Origin of the sequence: Caballeronia grimmiae (genome assembly GCF_000698555.1) — a bacterium.
In the GTDB taxonomy this organism is placed as follows: Bacteria; Pseudomonadota; Gammaproteobacteria; order Burkholderiales; family Burkholderiaceae; genus Caballeronia; species Caballeronia grimmiae.
In genome coordinates, this window is the sequence record NZ_JFHE01000011.1 from 33743 (window position 1) to 54717 (window position 20975).

The following is a 20975-nucleotide window of genomic DNA, read 5'->3' on the forward strand; positions in this document are numbered from 1 at the left end:
AAAGGCCCGCCTGCCATCGGCATAATAGCCGCCGGATGCGGCCGGCGCGGTCTCGCGGTGAATTTTCCGTCTTCCAACCGAAGATTCCTCATTTGCCGGACAATACGTGCGCTTGCATCGCTCGACGCATCAATTCTGCAGGAGGAACCGAGACTTCATGCTCGTCGCCCCGAAACCCGAGAACGAATCGACCCGCCTCGCCACGCTGCGTACGCTGCGTATCCTCGACACGCCGCCCGAAGAACGCTTCGACCGGCTCACCCGCCTCGCGCGGCATCTGTTCGACGTGCCCATCGCGCTCGTGAGCCTGATCGACGAGAACCGTCAGTGGTTCAAGTCGTGTACCGGCCTGGAAGCACGCGAGACACCGCGCGATGTATCGTTCTGCTCGCACGCCATCCTGCAGGACGACCTGCTGATGATTCCCGACGCCCGCGCCGACAGCCGCTTTCGCGACAATCCGCTGGTCGTCGGCGAGCCGAATATCCGCTTCTATGCGGGCCAGCCGCTCACCGTGCCCAACGGCGCGCGGCTCGGCACGCTATGCCTGATCGATCGCCGCCCGCGCACGCTCGACGCCAAGCAGCGCGGACTGCTGCTCGACCTCGCGCGTATCGCGGAACAGGAACTGGCGGCGATCGAGCTCGCCACCGTCGACGACCTCACGCTGATTCCGAACCGTCGCGGCTTCGAGGCGCTCGCGCAACATGCGCTGAACGTCTGCAAGCGCATGGGGCATCGCGCATCCCTGCTGTTCTTCGATCTCGACGGCTTCAAGCAGATCAACGACAGCTACGGCCACGCCGAAGGCGACCGCGCGCTCGCGACCTTCGCCGCCGCGCTGCGCAATTCGTTTCGCCACACCGATGTGATCGGCCGGCTCGGCGGCGACGAATTCGTCGCGCTCCTGACCGATGCCGGCGACGACGAAACGGCCCGCGCGCTCGATCGCCTGCGCGCGACGCTCGCCGGTCACGAAGCGGCGGCGGAGCGTGGCTACGACATCCGCTTCAGCGTCGGACAGACGCAGTACGACCCTGCGCGGCATGCGACGGTCATCGATCTGCTCGCGGCGAGCGACAGTCAGATGTACGCGCACAAGATGGCGCAGAAAAAAGGCCTGCGGCATTGATGCGCGCAGGCCGGCGATGAGACGCGGACGGTACGCGCCCGATCAGGACTCCAGTTGCGCGTTCAGCGTGATTTGGGCGTTGCCGGCGAACAGTTTCGAAACCGGGCAGCCTTCCTTGGCGGCTTGCGCGGCCTTGTCGAACGCGGCCTTGTCGGCGCCGGGAATCTTCGCCTTCAGATCGAGCTGACACGACGTGATCGTGAAGCCTTCGCCGTCTTTTTCGAGCGTGACGGTCGACTTCGTTTCCAGGCTTTCGGCTTTCATGCCCGCCTGCTCGAGTTGCAGCGAGAGCGCCATCGTGAAGCAGCCGGCATGCGCCGCGCCGATCAGTTCTTCGGGATTGGTGCCCGGTCCTTCTTCGAAGCGCGACTTGAACCCGTACGGCGCGTCATTCAGCACGCCGGTCTGTGTCGAAATGAATCCCTTGCCGTCCTTGATGCCGCCGCTCCATTTTGCCGATGCAGTCTTTTGCACGAGAGTTCTCCATGAGAGATGAGATTGCGATGACCGGCCTTGCCGGCCGAGCTACTGCGTCAGCAGCGCAGACTCATTGCACGCACCGTGCCCGGCGCCGATGACGCGATGCCTCACTTTCATCGTAGCGGATCGCACCCGGCGATGCAGCGCTCGCGTCGCGGTCCCGGTGCCTGAAATTTTTGCGCCGATGGTCAAAGCCCGCCGATTCCCTTAGCATCCTCGCCGGATGTTCGACCGCAAACGAAGGAACACATGACACGCACTGCACGCAAAGAGGCCGCATAAGATGGGACCGCCAACCGAACGCATCGCGGAAGACAAGGCCTTGCCCGAAAGCGTCGACGTGGTCGTCGTCGGGGGCGGCGTCATCGGAATCAGCACGGCGCGCTTTCTCGCGGAGAAGGGCTTGTCGGTCGCCGTCTGCGAGAAAGGACATATCGCCGGCGAGCAGTCGAGCCGCAACTGGGGCTGGTGCCGCGCGACGCATCGCGATTTGCGCGAACTCGAACTGAGCCTCGAAAGCCTGAAGCTGTGGCGGCGCATGGACGTTGATCTCGGCATCGACAGCGGCTATCGCGAATGCGGCATCCTCTACGCCGCCGACGACGCCCGGGCGCTCGCCGATCACGAAGCCTGGCTGGCGCGCGCCGTCGTCAAAGTGGGCCGCGACGGAATCGATTCGCGCATCGTGTCGCCCGATGAAACCGCCGCGCTGATGCCCGGCGCGGCGCGCCGATTCGCGGGCGGCATCTACACGCCGAGCGATGGCCGCGCCGAACCGCAACGCGCCGTGCCCGCGATGGCCGCGGCGCTGCGCCAGCGCGGCGTCAAAATCGCGATGCCGTGCGCGGTGCGCGGCGTCGAAACAAGCGGCGGTGCGGTAAGCGCGGTGGTGACGGAACACGGCCGGATTCGCTGCCAGAGCGTGGTTGTCGCGGGCGGAGCGTGGACGCGTCTCTTCGCAGGCAATCTGGGCGTGGACGTGCCGCAACTGATGGTGCGCTCGTCGGTCATGCGTACGGCTCCGCTTCCCGGCGGCCCCGAAGTCAGCGCGTGCAATCAGGCGCTGGGCTATCGCAAGCGGATGGATGGCGGATACACCCTCGCCAATGCCTTCCGGAGTTACAGCGACATCACGCCCGACAGTTTCCGGCTCTTTACCAAATTCCTTCCCGCGCTCAAAAGCCAGTTCGGCTCGATCAAGCTCAGTCTAAACGCGCGCTTTTTCGAAGAACTGCGGCGTCCGCGCCGCTGGCCGCTCGATCAGCCGACGGTCTTCGAAACCGTCCGCACGCTCGATCCCGCGCCCGTCGAAGCGTTCAACGAGACCGCGCTCGCCGAGTTCCGCGCGATCTTCCCGTCGCTCGCGCCGGTTGCGGTGGAGCAAGCGTGGGCAGGCTATATCGACGTGACGCCCGACGCGGTGCCCGTCATTTCCGGCGTCGAGCGCACGCGCGGGCTGTTTATCGCGACGGGTTTCTCGGGGCATGGCTTCGGCATCGGGCCGGGCGCGGGCAAGCTGATGGCCGACCTCGTCGCCAACGATGCGCCCCTCGTCGATCCGCACGCGTTCCGCCTGTCGCGCTTCTTCGACGGCAGCCGCATCGAACTGGACGGCGGCTTCTGAGCGCATCGGACGATGCGGCGCGGCGCGAGGCGGCGCGCTAACATACCGGTTTTGCGGCCAGCGCACGCGCGCTGGCCGCCGCAATCATCGCTAGAGGCTTTCATGGCATCCACGCCGCTGTTGTATGTCGACGTCTGGTCCGACTTCGTGTGTCCTTTCTGCTATCTGGAAACGCCGGTGCTCGACCAGTTGCGCAACGCCTACGGAGACGCCGTCGAGGTTCGCTGGCATGCGTTCGAGCTGCGCCCCGAACCTGCGCCGCTGCTCGATCCGAACAGCGACACGATCCACGAGGCATGGGAAAAATCGGTGCGTCCGCTCGCCGAAGAACGCGGCCTGTTGATGCGTCAGCCGTCCGTTGCGCCTCGCAGCCGCAAAGCGTTCGAAACGGTTTTGTTTGCGCGTGAGTCCGGCCGATACGACCACGTGCATCGCGCCATCTTCAAGGCTTACTTCGAGGAAGGCATCGATATCGGCGATCAGGATGCGCTCATCGACATCGCCGCGACCTGCGGCATCGACCCGGAACTGCTGGAAGAGTCGCTCGACGACGGCACGTACACCGATCTCGTCATCGAAGACGAAGAGTTCGCGAAGCAACTCGGCATCAGCGGCGTGCCGTTCGCCGTGCTGTCGCGCGAACCGGCGCCGGGCCAGGAACCGCCGCCGCCGATCGCACTGCGCGGCGCCGCGCCGATTCAGCATTACGAAGCCGCAATCGAGCGGCTGTTCCCGGACGGTTTTCCGGGAAGCTGACATCGGCGCGCGCAGCCGTCTAGCTGTGCTCTGCCATGAACGACTTCAGCGCGATGCGCTGCGAAGCATCCAGCGCTTCGAACTCGAGCCCGTAGGCCGCGCCCGGCGCGCCTGACTCCGCCGGGCCGACGTGACGCACGATCGCGGTCGTATCGATTTCAACATCGACGCCATCGGTGCAGAACCGGAACGAAAGTTTCAGGCGGTCCCCGGCGCGGGCAGTCGCGGTGGGCGCCGACAGCGACATGCCATACGGGCTGATATCGGCGACGCGGCCGAGTTGCGGCACCGCGCTCGCTACGGCTTCCGTCGAGAAGCGCGCGCCGAGGCAGGTCGGCAGCCGCGCGAACTTGCGCGCCCGCAAGCGGCGGATCGCGCCCGGCGCCGATAACACCACGTAGTTGAACGGCTCGCGGCTGGTTGCATCGACCGTGCAGGCGAAGCGGAACACGCCGCGTCCCGTCAGCGCGACGAGATCGACCTGCTCGCCGCGCGTCAGTTCGAGCGGACCGGAACCGGCCATGACCGGCTGCGTGACGAAAAGCGACCGCTCGCCGTTGCGACGCGGATTCGAGAAGCCGATTACGCGGCTCGCGTACATCGCGGACCCAGAGATGCTGCCGCCGCGCAAGCCGACGCGTCCGCCAATGGCGAGGCCCATGTCCTCGAGTGCCGGCGCTCCATCGGCGGCTGTGTCGATGGCGGCGGAAGCGAGCGTCGCTTCCCGCGACGGTCGATGCGGCTCGAAATGACGATAAAGGAAAGCGCGCGCGGCTTCGTCGGGGACGACGGTGCCGCTATCGAACAGTACCGCGCCGTCCGGCGCGAGGATGGGCCATTCGAGCGGCGCTTTCAGCGGGATATCGGCTGCATTCAGACGGACGAGAGCCGGTCGTTTCTCAAAGACGGGTTCCGCGAGCATTTGGTCGGATTATTCTTAAGTGTTTGGTGCAATCCTCTTAGTTGCTCGCTCAATCGTCAAGTGTTTTCGGAAATCATTACATATCGGGACGGAACGCCTCACAATTTCGGTTATTGATGCCGCGTTTCCCCTAGCGCGGCGCAGTGTTATGCGCATAAAAACTAAAGCGCCTGCGCCGAGTATGTGTCGCATTGGCGAACGTCGCCGGACGACAGCCCGCGCTTCAACCATCGCTGTCGCTGCGCGCTCGTCCCGTGCGTGAACGCCTCCGGCACGACGCGCCCCTGCGTCTGCTGCTGCAAGCGGTCATCGCCGATTGCGGCCGCTGCGTTCAACCCCTGCTCGAAATCGCCCGGCTCGATCAGCTTCGCGTTTTGCTGCTGCGCGACCGCCGCCCAAACGCCCGCAAAGCAATCCGCCTGTAACTCGACTCGCACGGACAGCGCATTCGCCTGCTCACGCGACATCCGCGAGCGCGCGCGATCGACCTTGTCCGAGACGCCGAGCACGTTTTGCACGTGATGCCCCACTTCATGCGCGATCACATACGCCTGCGCGAAGTCTCCGCTTGCGCCGAAGCGGTCGCGCAGTTCGCGATAGAAAGAAAGATCGATGTACACGTTGCGATCGGCCGGACAGTAGAACGGGCCCATGGCGGCCTGCCCCGTTCCGCAGGCGGTCTGCGTGCCGCCCGAGAAGAGCACGAGCTTCGGCGCCGGATAGTCCTGATTGAACTCCGTGCGGAAGATGTGCTGCCAGGTGCGCTCGGTATTGCCGAGCACGCGGCGCACGAACACAGCGCCTGCATCGTGAGCCGGTTCCGCATTGCTTGGCGCGGCCTGACGTTGCGGCGCATTGCCTTGCAGCACTTGTGCGCCATTGATGATCGTCATCGGGTTGATGCCGAAAAAGTACGACGCGGCCAGCGCCAGCACGATGGTGCCGATGCCTATCGTTCCCCCGCCGATGCCGAAGCCGCCCGAGCCCCGCCGGTCTTCGACGTTCTGACTTTCACTTTCATCATCGAGGCGCATGTAGGTTCTCCTTGTGTTCGCGCGTCATGCGCTTCTGGAAAGCCAGTATCGTACCCGCGCGCTCTGTGGATTCTGCACCGCACGCAGGTGAAACTTCGCCCGCCCATTTCGCTTCAGTCCGTCTGATGCAGTGCGGTCGATTGTCGCGAGAAGCACGTCGCGCGCCCGGCGACGCCACGCCGGTCGTCATCTCGAAAACGCATAGATATCAAGCGGATAACGCCGCCAACTCGTTGAAAGTGCGGCATTTCCGCACAATGCGGCATCTCTGACGCAGCGCAACAGTCGTTCATTTTCGGCGCTAAGCTCCGGCCGTGATCAGACGCATTCGTCGCGACACACAACCGGCCAGACCTCCACGAACGGCCGCGTGAATTTCAAAAAGACAAGTCATCATGCACTCGACTCCCGAAGCAATCGACCTGGCGCGGATACAGTTCGCGTTCACCGTATCGTTTCACATCATCTTTCCTGCCCTGAGCATCGGACTCGCGAGTTTCATCGCCGTGCTCGAAGGCGCATGGCTCAAAACAGGCAAGCCCGTCTACAAGGAGCTCTGCCTGTTCTGGTCGAAGATTTTCGCCGTGGCGTTCGGCATGGGCGTGGTGTCGGGCGTCGTCATGGCGTATGAATTCGGCACCAACTGGGGCGGCTTCTCCACCTTCGCCGGTCCCATCACGGGGCCGCTGCTGACCTACGAAGTGATGACCGCGTTCTTCCTCGAAGCGGGCTTTCTCGGCATCATGCTGTTCGGCTGGAACAAGGTCGGCCCGAAGGCGCATTTCGGCGCGACGCTGATGGTCGCCATCGGCACGCTCATCTCGACGTTCTGGATCCTCGCATCCAATAGCTGGATGCAGACGCCGCAAGGCTTTCGCATCGAAGGCGATCATGTCGTGCCGGTCGACTGGTTCGCGATCATCTTCAATCCGTCGTTCCCGTACCGGCTCGCGCATATGGCGATAGCCGCGTTCATCGTCGCGGCGCTCGTGGTGGCGGCGACGGGCGCATGGCACCTGTTGAAGGGCCGGCGCGACCCGGCGATCAAGAAGACTTTCTCGATGGCGCTGTGGCTGCTGCTCGCGCTGACGCCGCTTCAGGCGCTGGTCGGCGACGCGCACGGCATCAACACGCGGGAGCATCAGCCGGCGAAGATCGCGGCGATCGAAGGCATCTGGGAAACCGAGAAAGGCGGCACCGCGCTGAACCTGTTCGGCATCCCCGACATGGAAGCCGAGACCACGAAGTACGCCGTGCAGATCCCGCACCTCGGCAGCCTGATCCTCACGCATAGCTGGGACGGCGAAATTCGCGGTCTCAAGTCATTCCCGAAGGACGAGCGCCCGAACTCGACGATCGTGTTCTGGAGTTTTCGCGTGATGGCCGGCCTCGGTGTGCTGATGATCGTGATGTCGGTGGCGTCGTGGCTGCTGCATCGCAAGCGCCGGTTGTTCGAGGCACGCTGGTTTCATCGCTTCGTGTTGCTGATGGGCCCGAGCGGTTTCATCACGCTGCTTGCGGGCTGGGTCACGACGGAAGCCGGGCGTCAGCCGTGGGTCGTGTATGGCGTGATGCGCACGGCGGATGCAGTCTCGCCCGTCACCGCGCAGCAAGTGGGCGTGTCGCTGCTCGCGTTCGTGATCGTGTACACGATCGTGTTCGGCACGGGCATCTACTACTTGCTGAAGCTGCTGCGTCAGGGCCCCGCGCTGCCGGGACAGACGCCGCACGAGCCGTCATCGGAAGGCACCGCGCGCCGGCCGCTTTCCTTGCCTACCCAGTCCATCGAAGGAGCGTAACAACATGGACCTGACAGTTGCCTGGGCCGCGATCATCGCATTGGGCCTCTTCATGTACGTGGTGCTCGACGGCTTCGACCTGGGCATCGGCATTCTCTTTCCGTTCTTTCCGGACCAGCACGACCGCGACGTGATGATGAACACCGTCGCGCCCGTCTGGGACGGCAACGAAACGTGGCTCGTGCTCGGCGGCGCAGGGCTTTTTGCCGCCTTTCCGATGGTCTATTCGACTGTCCTGTCGGCGCTCTATCTGCCGCTCGTGCTGATGCTCGTATGCCTGATCTTCCGGGGCGTGTCGTTCGAGATCCGGTCCAAGGCGACGCGCACCCGGCATCTGTGGGACCTTGCGTTCATCGGCGGGTCGGCGGGTGCGACGTTCTTTCAGGGCGTGGCGCTCGGTGCGTTCCTCGAAGGCATTCCCGTTGCGGACGGACGCTTCTCCGGCGATGCCTTCGGCTGGTTCACGCCGTTTGCGATGTTCACCGGCGGCGCGCTCGTCGTCACCTATGCGCTGCTCGGCGCTTGCTGGCTGATCGCGAAGACCGAAGGCGACTTGCAGCGGCGGATGTATCGCGTCGTGTGGCCGCTGACGCTGCTGCAACTCGCGACGATCGCTGTCGTCAGCGTGTGGACGCCCCTGCTCGATGCGGGCATTGCGTCGCGCTGGTTCGACTCGCCGCTGTTCTATCGGATGCTCCCGGTTCCGGTGCTCGTCGCGGCGTGCGCGTGGGCGATGCGCCGGTCGATCGATTCGCGTCACGAGAAGCGGCCGTTCGCGATGGCGCTCGGCTTCGTGCTGCTCGGCTATGCGGGACTGGTGGCGAGCATTTCGCCGCACGACATCTTTCCGGGCGTGTCGATCTGGGATGCGGCGTCGCCGCGTTCGAGCCAGCTATTTACGATCGTTGGAGCGGCGGTGATCTTGCCGGTGATCGTCGCTTACACGACGCTGGGGTATTGGGTATTCAGAGGGAAGGTGCGCCATGGCGAACATCACTATCACTAAGCGGATGCGCGGCGTTTTCTGGTTCTTTGCGCTTTGGGCCGCTGGCGTCGGCGCGACGATGTTGCTCGCGCTGCCGTTCAAGTTGCTGATCCGGTGGGGGACTGCGGCGGGATTTTGAGTTGTCGCTGTGAGGGAGCCTGCTACGTACGGTTTAGTGCAGTAGACGGTTCCCGGCGGTGTCGACCAGAGTTTTTGACGTTTTGGCTCCTGCTCCGGTTCGATGCTTAGCGCTGAGTGGAACGAGCCCGACGCAGCCCTGAATCGCCCTCAATGTCAGTCGAGCCGCTTTGCCCGGTTAGAACCGACGCAAAGCAGCACGAAGCGGAACAACATCGGCATGAGCGGGTCGGGCAATCGGACCCTTGCTCACGCGTCGCCTAGAACAACCACCCCGCCACCACCCCGCCGATCACCCCGAACGCGACCACCGACGCCGCCACGAACGCCAGCACCTTCGGCGGAAACGACCGCCCGAGCATTACCAGCGACGGCACGCTCACCGGCGGCAGCGTCATCAGCAGCGCGCCTGCAGGACCCGTCGCCATGCCGAGCGACAGCATCGCCTGAATGATGGGCACCTCGCCCGCCGTCGGGATCACGAACAGCGTGCCCGCCACCGCGAACGCGATGATCCACAGCGCAGCATTGCCGATATCCGGCCCGATATGCGGAAAGAGCCACGCCCGCGCCGCGCCCAGCAGCAGCACCAGCACGATGTACTCCGGCACGAGCCGCAGCGTCATGCGGCCGAGAATCTTCAGCCAGCGCGAGAAAGCAGTGCCCGGATCGTCCTCCTGAACCAGCTTCGACAACGCCTCGCGCGATGCCGCCGCCTGCGCCGGCGTCACCATGCGATTCACCGCGTAGCCGAGACCGAACACCATCAGCATGCCCAGCACGAGACGCAAGCCCGTCCACTGCCAGCCGAGCACGAAGCCCATGAACACGAGCGCCGCCGGGTTGAGCACCGTGTTGCCGAGCCAGAACGCGATGGCCGCGCCCGGCGCCGCCTGCCGCGCCCGCAAGCCCGCGACGACCGGCGCCGCGCAGCACGTGCACATCATGCCCGGCAGAGACATCAGCCCGCCATTCACGACGCTGCCGAAGTTATGCTCGCCGAGCGCACGCGCCACCCAGCGCGGCGGAATCAACGCCTGCACCGCCGATCCGAGCAGCAGGCCGAGCACCATCGCCTGCCAGATGGCCTTGCCGTAGGCCATCGCGTAATCGAGCGCAGCCTGCCAGGACGGCTCCGGCGCGGTTGCCGATGCGCCCATCAGGATCGACTTGCCGATCGAATGCTGGCTCGCCGCGACGAACGCGCGGTTGTAGTAGGGAAACCATTTGACGTAGAAGAGGCCCGCGACGGCGATCAGCAGGAACACCATCCAGCCGAGCGCGACGCGAGGTTGTCGGAGCGTGGTCATATTTCTTATTTCTGAGTGGAACAAAAAGATTAGCCGAGCACGACGGACGTCTCGGACAATTGCGCGAGCAGCACCTTCGCCTGATCGAGGCTGTCGGCGTCGTTCGGACGGAAAAGCATATGCGCCGCCTGAGGCAGTTGCGTGTAGAGCGCGCGGCTGCTGCGGCCATAGGCGGGATCATAGTGCCGGTCGATCAGTTCCGCGAAAAGCTCGGCGCGCGCGCCTTCATCGATCAGCCGATGCCAGTGCCCGACCCGCTCCCGGCTATGCAGCGCGACGAGCTTCGACAACTGCGCCTTGAAAGACTCCGGATCGTCGAAGAGATGCGCGTAGTCCTGCAACAGGAACGCGATACGGTCCTCGCGGCGCGCTTCGACTTCGACACACGCGGCGGCGTGCAGGCTGTCGAGCAGCGAGTCGGGCATCGTGACCGCGCCGATGCGCCGCCCTTCCGCCTCGATGAACACGGGCCGGGCCGGATCGAAGCCGCGCAGCGTCGCGACCAGCGCCGAATCGAATGCCTTCTGCGACGGCTGATCGTGCCCCGGCAGCGCGCCGAGCAGCGAACCGCGATGCGCCGCCAGTCCTTCGAGGTCCAGCACTTGCGCGCCCGCGTGCCCGAGCGCCTGCAACAGCCGCGTCTTCCCGCTGCCCGTGTGGCCGATCAGCGCGACATAACGAAAGCGCGCCGGCAATGTCGTCAGGCGATCCAGCACGTCACGCCGATAGCTCTTGTAGCCGCCTTCGAGCTGACGCGCCTGCCAGCCGATCATGTTGAACCACGTCGTCATCGAGCCGGAACGCTTGCCGCCGCGCCAGCAATAGATCAGCGGCCGCCAGTTGCGCGGGCGGTCGGCGAAGAGCGTATCGAGATGCCGCGCGATATTGCGCGCGACCATCGCCGCGCCGACACGCGTCGCCTCGAACGGCGAGACCTGCTTGTACATCGTGCCGACGATCACCCGCTCCTCGTTCTCGAGCACGGGTGCATTGATAGCGCCGGGAATGTGGTCCTCGGCGAATTCGAGCGGCGTGCGGACATCGATGATTTCGTCGAAGTCGCGGAGGCGATCGATGGAAACGAGCAGGTTTTTCACTGGAAAATCAATGCGAAAGAAGCGGCGGCGAAGCCTGAAATTATCGCACGGCTCACGGTTTCGCTTCAGCACGCGATTTTGGTCACGCTTTTTGCAAGCGATGCAATGCGGTTAAAGTGACAGGACCATCGGTCCAGGGACAAGCGATGAGCTACTACGAGACGATCGGCGCGCGCCGCTACCGCTTCGACGATCTGAAGACGCTGCTCGCCCGTGCAAGTCCGCAGCGCTCCGGCGACGAACTCGCGGGCGTCGCGGCCGCGTCGGAAGAAGAGCGCGTCGCCGCAAAAATGGCGCTCGCGCGGGTGCCGTTGCGCACGTTTCTCGACGAACCGCTGATTCCGTACGAGGACGACGAAGTCACGCGCCTGATCCTCGATACCCACGACGCCGATGCCTTCGCGCCCATCGCGCACCTGACCGTGGGCGAGTTCCGCGAGTGGCTGCTCTCCGATAGCGTCGATACCGCCGCGCTCGAACGCGTCAAGATGGGCGTCACGCCGGAAATGGCCGCCGCCGTTTCCAAGCTCATGCGCAATCAGGATCTGATCCTCGCCGCGAAGAAGCGCCCGGTCGTCACGCGCTTTCGCACGACGATCGGCCTGCCGGGGCGGCTTTCGGTGCGCCTGCAGCCGAATCATCCGACCGACGATCCAAAAGGCATCGCGGCGTCCATGCTCGACGGCCTCTTCTACGGCTGCGGCGATGCCGTCATCGGCGTGAATCCAGCCTCCGATTCGCCCGCCGCCATCACCGCGCTGCTCACGATGATGGACGACTTCCGCCGGCGCTACGACGCGCCGATCCAGTCGTGCGTGCTGACTCACGTGACCAATACGATCGCCGCGATCGAGCACGGCGCGCCCGTCGATCTCGTGTTTCAGTCGGTCGCGGGCACCGAGCGCGCGAACGCGAGCTTCGGCGTATCGCTCGCGCTGTTGCAGGAAGCGCACGAGGCGGCGAAGTCGCTCGGGCGCGGGACCGTCGGCGACAACGTCATGTACTTCGAGACCGGTCAGGGCAGCGCGTTGTCGGCGAACGCGCATCACGGCGTCGATCAGCAAACCTGCGAGGCGCGCGCCTACGCGGTCGCGCGCCGCTTCGAGCCGCTTCTGACGAACACGGTCGTCGGCTTCATCGGCCCGGAATATCTCTACGATGGGCGGCAGATCATCCGCGCCGGCCTGGAAGATCACTTCTGCGGCAAGCTGCTCGGCGTGCCGATGGGCTGCGACATCTGCTACACGAATCACGCCGAGGCCGATCAGGACGACATGGACACGCTGCTGACGCTGCTCGGCGTCGCGGGCGTGAACTTCATCATGGGCGTGCCCGGCGCCGACGACGTGATGCTCAACTATCAAAGCACCTCGTTCCACGACGCGCTCTTTATTCGCCGCGCGCTCGATCTCCAACGCGCGCCTGAATTCGAAGCGTGGCTCGCGCAAATGCGCGTCACCGATACGCGCGGTGAATTGCTTTCCGCGCCAGGCCAACCGCTGCTCGACTGGATCGACACATGACGATCGACGCGAATCCGTGGGATGCACTGCGCCGGTTCACGAATGCCCGCATTGCGCTCGGGCGCGCGGGCAGCAGCCTGCCGACCGCGCCGCTGCTCGCCTTCCAGCTCGCCCATGCGCAGGCGCGCGACGCGGTGCATCATCCGCTCGATACGGCCGCCCTCGCCGCCGCGATTCGCGCCGCCGGCTTCGACACGCTCGACGCCGCGAGCGCCGCGCCGGATCGCGATCACTATCTGCGCCGGCCGGACCTGGGCCGCGTGCTCGACGATGCCAGCGCCGCACGCCTCGCCGCACGCGCGTCGCGCTGCGACATCGTGTTCGTCGCCGCCGATGGCCTCTCTGCAATCGCAACGCAGCGCCACGCCGCGCCGCTGCTGTCGGCGCTGCGCGCGATGCTCGACGGCTGGTCGATCGGTCCGGTGGTGATCGCGACACAGGCGCGCGTCGCGATTGGCGATGCTATCGGTGAGCTTTTACGGGCGACGATCGTCGTCGTGATGATCGGCGAGCGGCCGGGCCTGAGTTCGCCCGACAGCCTCGGCCTCTACGTGACTTACGCGCCGCGCGCCGGACGAAGCGACGCCGAGCGCAACTGCATATCGAACGTGCGGCCCGAGGGACTCGGCTACGACGCCGCCGCGTTCAAGCTGCACTGGCTGTTGAACGAGGCGCGCAGGCTCGAACTGACGGGCGTCGCGCTGAAAGATCACAGCGGCGCGCTGCCGCCGCCCTCTTCCGCGAACGCAAAACGGCTCGACGAAGAGGCTTAAGTCCGCAGCTTCCGATACACCGTCGTACGCGATACCCCCAACGCACGCGCCGCCGCCGATACATTGCCGCCGTGCTTGTCGAGCGCCGCCGTGACCGCGCTCACGGCGATATCGGCGAGACGCGCATCGCTTGCGGGCGGCGTCGGCGCATCGTCCAGTTCTTCCAGGAAGTCGCGCGGAAGATGGCCGACGCGAATCTGCGTGTCGTGTTCGTCGAGCATCGCACAGGCCGTGCGCAGCACGTTGCTCAACTGCCGCAAGTTGCCCGGCCAGCGATGCCGCGCGAACAGCGCGAGCACGTCGTCCGCGATGCCGACGGTGCGGCCCGCGCAGTCATCGCCGGCCAGCAGCCGGTCGATGATCGCGCGAAGGTCGGTCCGCTCGCGAAGCGGCGGCAGCGTCACCGATAGCCCGTTGACCCGGTAATAGAGATCTTCGCGAAACGCGCCGGCCGCGACTTGTTCCCGCAGCTTGCGGTTGCTCGCGCAGATCAGCATGAAATCGACCGGCGTCGCGCGCGCCGCGCCGAGCGGCTCGACGACACGCTCCTGCAGGACACGCAGCAGACGGCTTTGCAGCGTGAGCGGCATGTCGCCGATTTCATCGAGGAACAGGGTGCCGCCGTTCGCCTGCGCAATTTTGCCGGTCGCGCCCCGCTTCGCCGCGCCGGTGAATGCGCCCTGCGCATAGCCGAACAGTTCGGATTCGATCAAGGTCTCCGGCAGCGACGCGCAATTGACCGCGACGAACGGGCCATCGCGACGCGGCGAATCGCGATGAATGGCGCGCGCGAGCATTTCCTTGCCCGCGCCGGTCTCGCCGCCGATGAGTATCGGAATGGGCTTGCCGATCACCTTGCTGACGCGCTCGACGATATCGCGCATGGCCGGATCGCCGGTGCAGAGCTCGAGCAGATGCGACGGCGGCGCAGGCTGCGTGCTGCGGCGAGGCGTGGCGGGTGCGCGGCGCGCATCGAACTGCACGCTCGCGAACACGCCGACGCCGTTGTGCAATTCGAGCCGGCATGTTTCGCCTGCCTGCGCGGCCAATGCGTCCGCAGTCGCGCCGAATAGCGAGGTCAGCGTCTCCCTACGCAGCCGTCCGAGTTCGACGCCCAGCTGAAACTGCGCGCTGCGGTTCGCACTGAGCAGGCGGCCGCCGGAATCGAAAACGGCGATGCCTTCCATCAACGTGCCGATGAACTCGGGGCGGCTGTGGAAGTGAATGCGCAAGCCATCGTCGAACGCGCTCGCGATGAGCCGGTTTTCGATCATCTGCCCGGACATCCTGACGAGCGCCATCGTGTGCTGGTGATAGCCGCGCCGGTCGCCGGTCACGTCGAGCACGCCGCTCAAGTTGCCGAGCGGATCGAGAATCGGCACGCTCGAACACGTCAGGAAGTGATTGGCCCGCAGATAGTGCTGGTCGCCGTGCACGGTGATGGCTTCGCGCGCCGCGATGGTCGTGCCGATCGCGTTCGTGCCCTGCAGCGCCTCGCTCCAGACCGCGCCCGCCCGCAGCGAGACTTTCTGCGCGCGGGCGAGGAAATCGTCGTCGCCGAGCGAATGGAGGATGAGCCCGCTGGCATCCGTCAGCGCGATCATGCTGTGAGTATTGGCGATCTGCGCGTACAGCGTTTCCATGACCGGCAACGCATGGGCGAAGAGCGTGTGGCTTTCGTCCAGCCGGGACGCGAGTTCGGACGTGGACAGCAAGGCGTAGTCGGGTCGCATGTCGGCGATGAGGCCGAACGTCGCGGAACGCTCGTGTGCGTGACGGATGACGTCCTGCTGCACGACGTCATGATGCGCCGGCCGCAAAGCCGCGCCGATGGCATGCATGGCTTCCTCCTTTCGATCCATCGCGCGCCTGACCGATGTGGCCGGCGCGGCCGGTCGAATGTCTCCTCGACGGAATCTAACATTCTCCCGGCACTCGGGTCGATGCGAGGAAGCGCTACTGCCCGGCTTCCACCATCAACGTCACAGCACGAGCGATCCGGCCGAAATCGCGACGATCAGGAAGATCACGAACAGGACGAGGAAGATGAAGAAGCAGATTTTCGCGATGCCTGCCGCACCGGACGACACGCGCCCGAAGCCGAAGAAGCCGGCAATAACGGAAATCACCGCGAAGAGGATGGCGAGCTTGAGCATGACAGCGAGTCCTTTTTGGTTATGGATGCTTCGCTATCTGCAAGGGTCGTGCCGGAGTTGTCGAAGACGCCGGAAGAATAGACGGTTAGTTGCTTTTAGCGCACTGAAAAAAGGGCAGCACACTCTTGTGCTGCCCTTCTCGGAGTTAGCGCACTGCCCGATGGTCCGCTGCAGCAACCGCCGCACTCGCCGGTACAGGCCGGCGCGCACGCAGCCACTCCGCGACCGGCTGATGCAGTCGCGGCACCGACAGCAGCGCGGTAATCGCGATGGCATCGGCGGCAAGACCGGCCGGCACGTTGATGAGACCGTCGGTCATCGTGAAAAGAATCGAATCGACGACGAGCGAAATCACCGTTCCCGCGACGAAGCAAACCATGCCGACGCGCCCGATCGCTCCGACCCACGGCAAACGCCGTGCAATCGCCTTCACGACGCCGTAGCGCGCGAGATTCGACGCAATCCACGCAATCGCCAGAAAGTTGACGACGCGCGCCCCCGCCAGATCACGCTTGAACGCGCTGTCGAGCACGGGCGGCAACACGAGCAGCTTGTAGTACGCCATGCCGGCGATGAGCGCGAACGCCGCCGCGCTGATTGTCCAGCCGAAGCGATGCGACGCGATCCGCTGATACACCGGCTGGCAGCGCGCCAGCACGCCGAGCATGAACATCAGTTGCCAGGCGGCGGGGTTGAAGTCCCAGAGGGTGTCGTCGACGGAAGGCATGTATTCGCCGATCTGCGGCGCGCACGCCCACAGCGCGAGGCTCAGGCCGAGCAGCAGCCACGGCTTGCTGCGTGCCAGCGGCAGCGCGAGCGGCACGGAGAGCGCGAACAGCGCGTACATCGGCAGGACGGCGGCGAGATACGGCTGGCGCTCGAAGGTCAGAATCTGCGCGATGGACAACAACGGCGCGGACAACAGGCTGTCGAGATCGTGCAATGCGAGGTTGGGCGCGTGACCGTAGAACGGCCGCAGCAGGAACGTGGCGACCAGCATCAGCACCGCGGTGACGACGAAAGCGCGATAAATCTCGAACGCGCGCTTGATGAAGCGCATGCGCGCCGCGCTTTCGGAGCGGCGTTCCGCGAGCGACACATACGCCGTCGCGGTGGCGAAACCGCCGAGAAAGACGAAGACTTCGGCGGCGTCGTTCAGCGCGAACGCATGCAGCGTGAATCGCGACAGCATGCTTCCGCCGATATGATCGACGACGATAATCAGCAGGACGAGTCCACGAAAGAAATCCAGCTCGACGAGGCGTTGCGATTTTCCGGACATGCGGCGTATGGTGGGTTCCTGCGCGGCTCGCAGGCAGGTTCAAAAGCGGGGCCGCGTCACGCGGCATCGAAGCATAGGAGTTTACCCGTAAATGCGGCAGCGCATCATCGGAACAGACGGAGTTTTCTGTTTCAAATCCGATATTTGTCGCTTTTTAGGATATGTGAGAACTTTCTACCCCCGTTCGTCTCGAAAAGTTTTCATCTTGCTTTCAAGCTATGGGCGGACAGGCTAAGATCACGCCCTCGTTCTCACATCAACCAACACGCTCGCATGGACTATTTCGCCGCCCTCGTCACCGATCCCGCCGCCTGGGCCGCCCTCGCGACTCTCGTCGTGATGGAGGTCGTGCTCGGCATCGACAACCTGATCTTCATCTCGATCCTCACCAACAAACTGCCCCTTGCCCATCGGGAGCGCACGCAGCGCATCGGCATCGGGCTGGCGCTGGTGATGCGGCTCGGCCTGCTCGGCACCGTCGCGCTGATCGTGCGGCTCACGGCGCCGATCTTCGAGGCATTCGGTCACGGCTTCTCATGGCGCGACCTGATCCTCATTGCGGGCGGCGTCTTCCTCGTCTGGAAGGCGACGACGGAAATCCACCATCACGTTTCGCACGACGATAGCGACGCCGGCCCCGCGACAGGCGGCACGCTCACGCCGTTGTCCGCGATCGGCCAGATTCTCGTCCTCGACCTCGTGTTCTCCATCGACAGCATCGTGACGGCGGTGGGCATGACCGAGCACATTCCGATCATGTTCGTCGCGGTGATCGCGGCGGTGACGGTGATGCTGTTCGCGGCGGGGCCGCTGTCGCGGTTCATCGAGCGCAATCCGACCATCGTGATGCTCGCACTGGGCTTCCTGCTCGTGATCGGGATGACGCTGATCGCCGAAGGTTTCGGCTCGCACGTGCCGAAGGGCTACATCTATGCGGCGATGGCCTTCTCCGCGCTGGTCGAAGGGCTGAACATGCTGGCGCGCAAGGCGAAGGCGCGAAGGTCAAGCCCGGCAAGGGTTTCAGGCGACAACTGAGCAGCGGCGCAAGCCGTTCGGTGCAAACATGCATCACACCGAACGGTCGTTCGTCTGGCATGAGTCCCGAATTCGTACCGAATTTTTCGCGATCGGCTCGGCGGCTTGATACGATTACTGTGTATCCATACAGTATCGAGCAGGCCGACATGGGACTCTTTCAAGCTGAGCCGGGCGTCCACCACTGCCGCAAGTGCGAGCACTGGAGCTGCGACGTCGCAAACGGAAATCACGCGCTGTGCATGCTCGGCGGTCGCGCGCAAGTGAAAGCGCTGCCCGAGAACGGGTGTGCCTTCTGGGTGCGCGCGATAGGCGCTGACGACGAACAGCCCAATACACGAAAAACAGCGCTTCACTATCGTGCTTGAGTTTCGGAGCGTGTCGGTCATACTCACTGTGAGCGCTTGCATGGCGCTTGATTCATCTAAATCTATTGCCCGGCCCGTGCCGGGCTTTTTTTATCTGGCTGCGCAGTTCTTCGCGACGGCGAGGTCATGCGCGAGGATCTGCCGTTTCGTTTCGTCGGTGTCGGCCTTGCTCGCCGTGATCGGCTTTACCCAGTCGCACGCCGTGTCAACGACCTTCGTCACGGTCACGGTCTGCGGCGGCTGGGGCGTCGGCGCTGTCGTCGCACACCCAGCGATTGCCAGTGCGCAGCAGATAGTCATGGCCCGCGTACTCATTGCTGCTCCTTTCGCAGTGCCCCGATCTGGTCGAGTTCGGCGTCGAGGTCTTCTCGCGCTGTAGACGCAGCCGCCTGATCAGCCGATGCGCGATTGACGACGGCCTGCTCGCCGGCCGCAGACGCAGCAGCATTCGCCTGATCCACTTCGCTCTGCTTCTGCGCGACGGCGCGCGCGGCGTCCGCTTTTGCGGCGGCTGCGTCGGCTGTCGCGGACTTCGCTTGCTGATGGCGAAAGGAGCCGAACAGAATTCCCCCTGCCAGGCCGAGCCCGCCGAGAATCCACGGACCGAGTTTCATCAAGAGTTCGATCATGCTGCCTCCATTTGGACTGCCGCGACCGCCTGCGCATGCAGATCGGGCCACGTATCGGGTTTCGGTTTCCCAGGGCGCCACACGCGCTGATAAAGCGCCCACGAACCCACGACGTCGTCGGTCGCCGGCAACCTGCGCGGATCGGTGAACAGGCCGAGGCGCGCAACACCGGCGGCCAGCACGTCGTCCTTGTCTAGCGCGTTGTAGATGGCCGCCGGAGTGAACGCAATGCCACGCGCGGCGCACAGCACGCTCATCCAGTAGCGGCTGGCCGGATGCAGGAAGAAGCCCCAGACGCCGCCTCGACTACTTTGCGTGCCCTGCTCGCACTGCCAGAAGCCGCGCGCCGGGCCGCCGCCCATTTGCCGACGGACAGCGAACCGGGATTCTTGGAGGCCGATCGACAGCAACATGACGCGCGCTTCCGGCGTATCCATCTGGTGCGGAAGAATCGCGAGCGCAGGCTCGATCGCCGTGCGAAGTACGTCATTGAGCGTCATCGTCGGCCTCCTTCTGCACGCGACGAACGGACGTGTATCGGATTGCGATGAAGCTCAAGCCGAAGAGCGTGTATGCGATCCACTGCTGCACGTTTTGCGGGATGACATCGCGCAGCTCACGCGGCATGCCTTCCCACGCCTGGGCGATGAGCGGGCCAGCGGCGGCCAGCGCGGTGAATGCTGCGCCGGCGATTACAGTGCCGCGCTTATGTAGCTTCTGCCACCCGTCGGCGAGTGTCAGCCGCAACCGGGTGAACGGGATCAGAGGCATATGCGCTCCAGAGATGAAAAAGCCCCGCACATAGCAGGGCACAAAAAAAGCCACCCGAAGGTGGCTGTCTTAAAGGAATCTAATCGCTAGGAAAGGGGGAGCCTAAAAATCGAACTCGCGTTGGTCGCCGAACCGATCCCTGATCTTTTTCTCGTACTCCTCCTGAGAACTCGATGACTCCGTCATCTCAAGTATCCGGCCTAGATGGATTCGAAGTGCTCTGGTTCCGATCTCCGAAAGAAACTGGTGCAGCTTCTTGGTCCGATCGCCACCCTTCTCTTTATTTGCCCGCATGAGCTCCAACAACTTCCCGTTGCTCTTTGCCAATGGATAGTAGATATGTTGGAGCGTGAGCGTCTTGAATTCCCAGGGGCGACCGCGATCGAACTTCGGCAATTGATAAAGCTTGTACCATTCCTCATAGAGCTGCGGCGGGAACTCCTTCTCGTACTCTTTCGCTTCTTCCTGGACGTACAGCTTGAAAGCTGTGATCACCTCTTCACGGGTCGCATCGTATCCGGACAGCGCGTAAACCAGCCCCTGAATACCGGACTTCGCCGATGCGTTCAAAATGATCCGGGCTTGCTTAGCCAGGATGGCTTGGTTGGGCGCGAGATCGCCCGCCGAGTCGGCGTCCAAGATCGCTTTACATACGTCGATCAGCAGCGTCACGTCGTAGCCATTAACCAGCGTCGGAGGAACCTCCGCGCCGCCGGACCCCCATTGAAACTTAAGGGGATTCTCGATCTTCTCTCGGAGCTCCGCGCCTAGGTAAGACGCCATCACTTTGCCGGTAGCAAATCTCGGGAATGCGTTTCCTCTGGAGGAGAGCCCAATCGCCACACCCATTCCCCGCTGGCTGATGACCGCAGTCTTCTTTTCGTCGTCGAGCACATAGCAATCGACGTCGATACCAAATTCCCCGCGAAAGTTTCCTTCTCTGATTGCCTTCAGTGGCTTGGCGCCCCACCGCGCCAACGCCGCTTTCTTCGCAATCTGACGGCGCTTGTCTTCAGTCAAAGCTCTGGCTCTTGCCACTCCCCCGTTTGCCCGGGCTGCGACCTTCTTCGTTGCTGCAGTTTTTTTTGCGGCTGTCATGCAAGCATCCAATGTTGTCCCAATGCTTGCATTGTATGATCAGTTGAAAGGCAATGCAAGCAT

The 20975-nt window shown here is 64.2% G+C and carries 22 protein-coding genes; 9 read left to right on the plus strand and 13 right to left on the minus strand.

What is annotated here, in order from left to right:
* Positions 1-157: 157 nt before the first annotated feature.
* The gene (locus BG57_RS13920; RefSeq protein ID WP_035964273.1) at positions 158-1132 is read left to right on the plus strand and encodes a GGDEF domain-containing protein; all 975 of its coding nucleotides are present in this window, start codon (positions 158-160) and stop codon (positions 1130-1132) included.
* Between the two features lie 42 nt (positions 1133-1174).
* Here BG57_RS13920 and BG57_RS13925 read toward each other — a convergent pair whose 3' ends face one another.
* Complete coding sequence (locus tag BG57_RS13925; protein WP_035964282.1) at positions 1175-1606, minus strand: OsmC family protein; 432 nt, start codon at positions 1604-1606, stop codon at positions 1175-1177.
* A gap of 289 nt (positions 1607-1895) precedes the next feature.
* Between BG57_RS13925 and BG57_RS13930 the strand changes: the two genes are divergently transcribed.
* Complete coding sequence (locus tag BG57_RS13930) at positions 1896-3236, plus strand: NAD(P)/FAD-dependent oxidoreductase (RefSeq protein WP_035964291.1); 1341 nt, start codon at positions 1896-1898, stop codon at positions 3234-3236.
* A gap of 102 nt (positions 3237-3338) precedes the next feature.
* Positions 3339-3992 (plus strand): DsbA family oxidoreductase, encoded by a 654-nt coding sequence (locus BG57_RS13935; RefSeq protein ID WP_035964298.1) that lies wholly within the window; start codon positions 3339-3341, stop codon positions 3990-3992.
* Positions 3993-4011: 19 nt separating this feature from the next.
* Here BG57_RS13935 and BG57_RS13940 read toward each other — a convergent pair whose 3' ends face one another.
* A complete protein-coding gene (locus tag BG57_RS13940; protein ID WP_035964303.1) occupies positions 4012-4914 on the minus strand; it encodes a flagellar brake protein in 903 nt (300 codons plus the stop codon).
* 161 nt (positions 4915-5075) lie between these two features.
* Complete coding sequence (ypfJ, locus tag BG57_RS13945; RefSeq protein WP_035964306.1) at positions 5076-5948, minus strand: KPN_02809 family neutral zinc metallopeptidase; 873 nt, start codon at positions 5946-5948, stop codon at positions 5076-5078.
* Between the two features lie 395 nt (positions 5949-6343).
* Between ypfJ and BG57_RS13950 the strand changes: the two genes are divergently transcribed.
* The 3 genes from BG57_RS13950 to BG57_RS33345 are packed head-to-tail and all read left to right on the plus strand — an operon-like array spanning position 6344 to position 8871.
* Positions 6344-7747: a cytochrome ubiquinol oxidase subunit I gene (locus BG57_RS13950; protein WP_035964308.1), complete on the plus strand. Its 1404-nt coding sequence runs from the start codon at positions 6344-6346 to the stop codon at positions 7745-7747.
* Positions 7748-7751: 4 nt separating this feature from the next.
* Positions 7752-8753, plus strand: a complete 1002-nt coding sequence (cydB, locus tag BG57_RS13955; protein WP_035964312.1) for a cytochrome d ubiquinol oxidase subunit II — start codon at positions 7752-7754, stop codon at positions 8751-8753.
* The gene (locus BG57_RS33345; RefSeq protein WP_167569259.1) at positions 8731-8871 is read left to right on the plus strand and encodes a hypothetical protein; all 141 of its coding nucleotides are present in this window, start codon (positions 8731-8733) and stop codon (positions 8869-8871) included. Before cydB ends, BG57_RS33345 begins: the two co-directional genes overlap by 23 nt.
* 259 nt (positions 8872-9130) lie before the next feature.
* On the opposite strand, the gene BG57_RS13960 is transcribed toward BG57_RS33345, so the two are convergent.
* Both BG57_RS13960 and mnmH read right to left on the minus strand, forming a co-directional pair.
* The gene (locus BG57_RS13960) at positions 9131-10180 is read right to left on the minus strand and encodes a permease (RefSeq protein ID WP_035964314.1); all 1050 of its coding nucleotides are present in this window, start codon (positions 10178-10180) and stop codon (positions 9131-9133) included.
* Between the two features lie 29 nt (positions 10181-10209).
* The gene (gene mnmH / locus BG57_RS13965; RefSeq protein ID WP_035964319.1) at positions 10210-11277 is read right to left on the minus strand and encodes a tRNA 2-selenouridine(34) synthase MnmH; all 1068 of its coding nucleotides are present in this window, start codon (positions 11275-11277) and stop codon (positions 10210-10212) included.
* A 146-nt stretch (positions 11278-11423) separates the two neighbouring features.
* Between mnmH and BG57_RS13970 the strand changes: the two genes are divergently transcribed.
* A complete protein-coding gene (locus BG57_RS13970; protein ID WP_035964327.1) occupies positions 11424-12800 on the plus strand; it encodes an ethanolamine ammonia-lyase subunit EutB in 1377 nt (458 codons plus the stop codon).
* Entirely contained in the window at positions 12797-13573 is a 777-nt protein-coding gene (eutC, locus tag BG57_RS13975; protein ID WP_035964335.1) for an ethanolamine ammonia-lyase subunit EutC, read from the plus strand. Before BG57_RS13970 ends, eutC begins: the two co-directional genes overlap by 4 nt.
* On the opposite strand, the gene BG57_RS13980 is transcribed toward eutC, so the two are convergent.
* From BG57_RS13980 to BG57_RS13990, 3 genes are all read right to left on the minus strand, one after another.
* The gene (locus BG57_RS13980) at positions 13570-15414 is read right to left on the minus strand and encodes a sigma-54-dependent Fis family transcriptional regulator (RefSeq protein WP_035964885.1); all 1845 of its coding nucleotides are present in this window, start codon (positions 15412-15414) and stop codon (positions 13570-13572) included. The two genes, eutC and BG57_RS13980, sit on opposite strands and share 4 nt — an antisense overlap.
* Positions 15415-15555: 141 nt before the next feature.
* The gene (locus tag BG57_RS31600; RefSeq protein ID WP_035964337.1) at positions 15556-15729 is read right to left on the minus strand and encodes a DUF1328 domain-containing protein; all 174 of its coding nucleotides are present in this window, start codon (positions 15727-15729) and stop codon (positions 15556-15558) included.
* 145 nt (positions 15730-15874) lie between these two features.
* Positions 15875-17011, minus strand: coding sequence for an OpgC domain-containing protein (locus BG57_RS13990; RefSeq protein ID WP_035964343.1), 1137 nt, complete (start codon positions 17009-17011; stop codon positions 15875-15877).
* 273 nt (positions 17012-17284) lie between these two features.
* On the opposite strand from BG57_RS13990, the gene BG57_RS13995 reads away from it, so the two are divergent.
* Entirely contained in the window at positions 17285-18046 is a 762-nt protein-coding gene (locus tag BG57_RS13995) for a TerC family protein (protein ID WP_035964349.1), read from the plus strand.
* Between the two features lie 458 nt (positions 18047-18504).
* On the opposite strand, the gene BG57_RS14005 is transcribed toward BG57_RS13995, so the two are convergent.
* From BG57_RS14005 to BG57_RS14025, 5 genes are all read right to left on the minus strand, one after another.
* Positions 18505-18729: a hypothetical protein gene (locus BG57_RS14005; protein WP_035964361.1), complete on the minus strand. Its 225-nt coding sequence runs from the start codon at positions 18727-18729 to the stop codon at positions 18505-18507.
* Positions 18726-19043: a hypothetical protein gene (locus BG57_RS14010; protein WP_035964362.1), complete on the minus strand. Its 318-nt coding sequence runs from the start codon at positions 19041-19043 to the stop codon at positions 18726-18728. The genes BG57_RS14005 and BG57_RS14010 overlap by 4 nt, the downstream gene beginning before the upstream one ends.
* A complete protein-coding gene (locus BG57_RS14015; protein ID WP_035964363.1) occupies positions 19040-19543 on the minus strand; it encodes a hypothetical protein in 504 nt (167 codons plus the stop codon). The genes BG57_RS14010 and BG57_RS14015 overlap by 4 nt, the downstream gene beginning before the upstream one ends.
* Entirely contained in the window at positions 19530-19814 is a 285-nt protein-coding gene (locus tag BG57_RS14020) for a DUF7940 domain-containing protein (protein ID WP_229753863.1), read from the minus strand. Before BG57_RS14020 ends, BG57_RS14015 begins: the two co-directional genes overlap by 14 nt.
* A 102-nt stretch (positions 19815-19916) precedes the next feature.
* Positions 19917-20912 (minus strand): P63C domain-containing protein, encoded by a 996-nt coding sequence (locus BG57_RS14025; RefSeq protein WP_052005817.1) that lies wholly within the window; start codon positions 20910-20912, stop codon positions 19917-19919.
* Positions 20913-20975 lie beyond the last annotated feature (63 nt).

Coding starts and splice junctions, on each gene's coding strand:
- ypfJ (WP_035964306.1), bottom strand. CDS start 5,948: ATGCGCCTCGATGATGAAAGTGAAAGTCAGAACGTCGAAGACCGGCGG.
- cydB (WP_035964312.1), top strand. CDS start 7,752: ATGGACCTGACAGTTGCCTGGGCCGCGATCATCGCATTGGGCCTCTTC.
- BG57_RS14025 (WP_052005817.1), bottom strand. CDS start 20,912: ATGACAGCCGCAAAAAAAACTGCAGCAACGAAGAAGGTCGCAGCCCGG.
- BG57_RS13960 (WP_035964314.1), bottom strand. CDS start 10,180: ATGACCACGCTCCGACAACCTCGCGTCGCGCTCGGCTGGATGGTGTTC.
- BG57_RS13970 (WP_035964327.1), top strand. CDS start 11,424: ATGAGCTACTACGAGACGATCGGCGCGCGCCGCTACCGCTTCGACGAT.
- eutC (WP_035964335.1), top strand. CDS start 12,797: ATGACGATCGACGCGAATCCGTGGGATGCACTGCGCCGGTTCACGAAT.
- BG57_RS13930 (WP_035964291.1), top strand. CDS start 1,896: ATGGGACCGCCAACCGAACGCATCGCGGAAGACAAGGCCTTGCCCGAA.
- BG57_RS14015 (WP_035964363.1), bottom strand. CDS start 19,543: ATGACGCTCAATGACGTACTTCGCACGGCGATCGAGCCTGCGCTCGCG.
- BG57_RS33345 (WP_167569259.1), top strand. CDS start 8,731: ATGGCGAACATCACTATCACTAAGCGGATGCGCGGCGTTTTCTGGTTC.
- BG57_RS13940 (WP_035964303.1), bottom strand. CDS start 4,914: ATGCTCGCGGAACCCGTCTTTGAGAAACGACCGGCTCTCGTCCGTCTG.
- BG57_RS13995 (WP_035964349.1), top strand. CDS start 17,285: ATGGACTATTTCGCCGCCCTCGTCACCGATCCCGCCGCCTGGGCCGCC.
- BG57_RS14005 (WP_035964361.1), bottom strand. CDS start 18,729: ATGAGTACGCGGGCCATGACTATCTGCTGCGCACTGGCAATCGCTGGG.
- BG57_RS13920 (WP_035964273.1), top strand. CDS start 158: ATGCTCGTCGCCCCGAAACCCGAGAACGAATCGACCCGCCTCGCCACG.
- BG57_RS13990 (WP_035964343.1), bottom strand. CDS start 17,011: ATGTCCGGAAAATCGCAACGCCTCGTCGAGCTGGATTTCTTTCGTGGA.
- BG57_RS13950 (WP_035964308.1), top strand. CDS start 6,344: ATGCACTCGACTCCCGAAGCAATCGACCTGGCGCGGATACAGTTCGCG.
- BG57_RS14020 (WP_229753863.1), bottom strand. CDS start 19,814: ATGCCTCTGATCCCGTTCACCCGGTTGCGGCTGACACTCGCCGACGGG.
- BG57_RS31600 (WP_035964337.1), bottom strand. CDS start 15,729: ATGCTCAAGCTCGCCATCCTCTTCGCGGTGATTTCCGTTATTGCCGGC.
- BG57_RS14010 (WP_035964362.1), bottom strand. CDS start 19,043: ATGATCGAACTCTTGATGAAACTCGGTCCGTGGATTCTCGGCGGGCTC.
- BG57_RS13935 (WP_035964298.1), top strand. CDS start 3,339: ATGGCATCCACGCCGCTGTTGTATGTCGACGTCTGGTCCGACTTCGTG.
- BG57_RS13980 (WP_035964885.1), bottom strand. CDS start 15,414: ATGCATGCCATCGGCGCGGCTTTGCGGCCGGCGCATCATGACGTCGTG.